Origin of the sequence: Raineya orbicola (assembly GCF_002843425.1) — a bacterium.
Taxonomy (GTDB): domain Bacteria; phylum Bacteroidota; class Bacteroidia; order Cytophagales; family Thermonemataceae; genus Raineya; species Raineya orbicola.
In genome coordinates this window covers 1-3,438 of sequence record NZ_NKXO01000074.1, presented here as the reverse complement: position 1 = coordinate 3,438, position 3,438 = coordinate 1, and the positions used below count along the sequence as shown (strand labels likewise).

Here is a 3,438-nt window from a genome sequence, read left to right as displayed (position 1 = left end):
ATGCCAATCTGATAAATATTTTTGCAAAACAGCTAACATTTCATTACCTTTGCGTAAAGCTTTCCCTTGTGTGTGAGCCATATAAACTTTGTTTTTTCTCTCAACAATTATATGGCTCTTTTTTTACTTTTTCAAACTAAAAATTTTGTCGGAGGACTGAAATGAAGTCATTAAAAATAGAAGAAATCACTATTGGAGAAAAACTCTCCTTGTGTGGAGGTTTTTCTGAATGTCTTGAGTTTTCAACTTTTGAAATTTCTTTGGAATTGCTTACAAATAAACGTTGTTACAACGTCAATTGCACTCAAAATTGCGAAAAGACAAATAATCCCAAAGACACTATCCAAAAGGAGAAGAAAGAAAAAAAAGAGAAGCCTCAAAAAAAGAAAACTAATACATTGATTTGTGTAAATCCCTGCTAAATTTTGATGTAACTTAAATCTTTACTATTATGAAATTAAGTCGCTATAATAGCATAGTGCCTTACAAGGCAAAGTATGCCCTTTTCAATACTTTTAACAAAAAACTCATATTTATAGAGCCATTGCTTAAAGATTTGCTAGAAAGTGCGGCTCATTATGGAGTGCAAGAACTTTCAGAAATTCATCCACAATTTTATGAGTATCTTTGTAGGCATCATTTTATCATAGCCGATGAAGTTGATGAACTTGCCCTTCTGAAAGAAAAAGTTCAACGCATAGATAACAATCCCACACAATTTGAACTAACCATCAATCCTACAATGAATTGTAATTTTAAGTGTTGGTATTGTTATGAAACGCACATCAAAAATTCAAGATTGAGCAAGGAAGGTATCCAAAAAATTCAAAAGTTCATCAAAAATACTATTGATGAAATGCCTGATTTACAACGTTTTATCATAGGTTTTTTCGGTGGTGAGCCTCTGCTGTATTTTGAAAAAGATGTTGTTCCTATCATTGAGTATGCACATCAAGTTTGCAAAGAAAAAGACCTTGAACTAATTTTACACTTTACTACCAATGGTTATTTGATTGATGAAAAGTTTATTGAGTTTTTTAAGCAAAGAGATTTGTATCCTTCTTTCCAAATTACCCTTGATGGCAACGAAACCGAACACAATAAAGTACGTTTTGTAAGTGCTAGCAAAGGTTCTTACAAGGAAATTGTCGCTAATATCAAGCAACTTGCTTATGCAGGTTTTAGTGTAGGGGTTCGTATCAATTACACCGAAGAAAATCTGATTTCCGTAAAAGATGTACCCAATGATTTTAATGACGTAGATGGAGAATTCCGAGAAAACTTGCATTTTAGCTTTCACAGAGTTTGGCAAGATAATAAACCTAGCGAATTAGTAGATACTCAACTGCCCGAAGTATTAGGCACTATCAGAAATAATGGTTTTTTAGCAACAGAACAAGGAGCTACTGATGCAGTCGTAAATTCTTGTTATGCCGATAAACGTTATAGTGCTGTTCTCAATTATAATGGTGATGTCTATAAATGTACTGCCCGTGATTTCACCAAAGAAAATAGAGTAGGCTTTTTAACTGACGAAGGAAAAATCATATGGGAAAATGACCATCTTGAAAAGCGAATGAATATCAAATTTCATAACAAACCTTGTTTGGAATGTCGTATTCAGCCGATTTGCAATGGCGGTTGCTCTCAACAGGCTTTAGAACATTGGGGGATAGATTATTGTGTGCATAATGGAGACGAAAGAGAAAAAGATAAAATCATTTTACAACATATTGAGCAAATCTTACTGGCTAAAAATCTGGAACTTGCTACTGCCTAAACGAATTTCTTTTATACCACAGCTGGAAAGTTCCGATTGCGGACCCGCCTGTCTTGCAATGATTGCTCGTTATTACGGCATAAAAGTAAATATCAAGCAAATTCGCTTGATGGGCAGTCTATCTCGTTTAGGGGTTTCTATTAAGCAATTGGAGGAAGTAGCAGAAAAATTAGGTTTGCAGGCGTCTTCTTACAAAGCTACTCTTGCTGAAATTAGGCAAGTACCTTTGCCTTGTATTTTGTTTTGGAAGCAAGACCATTATGTAGTTTTAGAAAAAATTGTTTGGAACAAGAAAAAAGAGGCTGAATTTCATCTCCTAGACCCTGCATATGGTAGAGTAAGGCTTTCAGAAACTGAATTTGCCTCTGAATGGCTCTACGGACAGCCCAAAGGCATCTTAATGCTTATTTTCAAGAATAAAGCCCCACAAACAACTATTTCTCTACCTAAAATCACTTTTCAAGGTGGTAAAGTAATTGTTTCACAGATTTTGCAATTTATTCGGCAAAAGAAAACTATCTATGTAGCAGGCATTCTGCTGATATTGCTGACAATGATTTTTAACTGGTACTCGCCTCAAATTTTCCAAAAACTTATTGATGAAGGCATTTTGGCTCAAAATCTTTCGCGGGTTACGTGGTTGCTGATGGCTCAAATGGCTCTTTTTTTAGGCAATTTTATTGCCGACTCGTGGAGTATGGTTATTCTTACACGTTTTAATCTTACGCTCTCGGTAGGCTTGCAGGAAAAGCTACTTCGCTACTTATCTACTTTACCATTAAGCTATTTTGATGCCCGCATCAGTACAGAAACACTTAACAAACTTAAAGACTTGGCTACTGTACAAGAATTTGTAACTTGGCGAGTTGTAAATCTGCTTCTGCAACTGCTGAATATTTTAGTTTTTGGAGCTTTGCTTTACAAACTTAATGCGATAGTATTTTTTGTGTATCTTTCAATAACCTTGTTTTCGGCTATTTGGGTTTTATTTTTTTTAAAAAAACGTAAGGCTATCAATTATGCGTCTTTTCTTACCGAAAGCAAACTTAATAACAATTTGTATGAGTTTGTAATGAAAATGCCCGAACTACGTATTCAGCAAGGGCATCAACGAGTGATACAGAAGATTTTAGATTTTATCCAAAAACTCAATCAGCATCGTTGGCGAAATTTGTGGCTCAATTTATATCAAAATACGGGTGTTTCGCTTCTGAGTAAACTTAAAGATATAGCAGTTGTAGCCATTTGTGCTTATTTCATTGTTGCCCAGCAAGAACTTTCTTTGGGGGTTTTGATGAGTGCATCTTACATTATTGGGCAGTTAAATGCTCCTATCAATGAGTGGATTTATAGCTTTGACGACCTGCAAGACTTCAAAATCGCTCAAACTCGTTTAGGTTTGGTGTATGAGCAAAACCCTGAAAAATTGCCTGAAAAAGAATACATTGTGCCTCAAAAAGTGCAAAGTATTGTTTTACAAAACGTTTCTTTTCATTATCCGGGCTATTCACATCACACAATTTTACAAAATAACGTGAATTATAAGTCTAACTTATTGTTTTCAAGGGATTTAAATAAAAAAACTTAGGGTAATTGAAAAAATGATTAACTTTGAGTTGTACTTTTTAAATATTTAATCATATGAGTCAATTACCTCT

At 34.4% G+C, this 3,438-nt stretch carries 2 protein-coding genes; both read left to right on the top strand.

What is annotated here, in order from left to right; genetic code table 11:
- Positions 1-451: 451 nt before the first annotated feature.
- Entirely contained in the window at positions 452-1,780 is a 1,329-nt protein-coding gene (locus Rain11_RS13530) for a radical SAM/SPASM domain-containing protein (RefSeq protein ID WP_101359903.1), read from the top strand.
- Positions 1,734-3,368 carry a cysteine peptidase family C39 domain-containing protein gene (locus Rain11_RS13525; protein ID WP_165778154.1) on the top strand — a complete coding sequence of 545 codons (1,635 nt, stop codon included), beginning with the start codon at positions 1,734-1,736 and terminating at the stop codon, positions 3,366-3,368. Before Rain11_RS13530 ends, Rain11_RS13525 begins: the two co-directional genes overlap by 47 nt.
- Positions 3,369-3,438: the final 70 nt, after the last annotated feature.

What these genes read in the sequence shown, in the direction of transcription:
- Rain11_RS13530 (WP_101359903.1), top strand. Translation starts at nt 452, where the DNA reads ATGAAATTAAGTCGCTATAATAGCATAGTGCCTTACAAGGCAAAGTAT.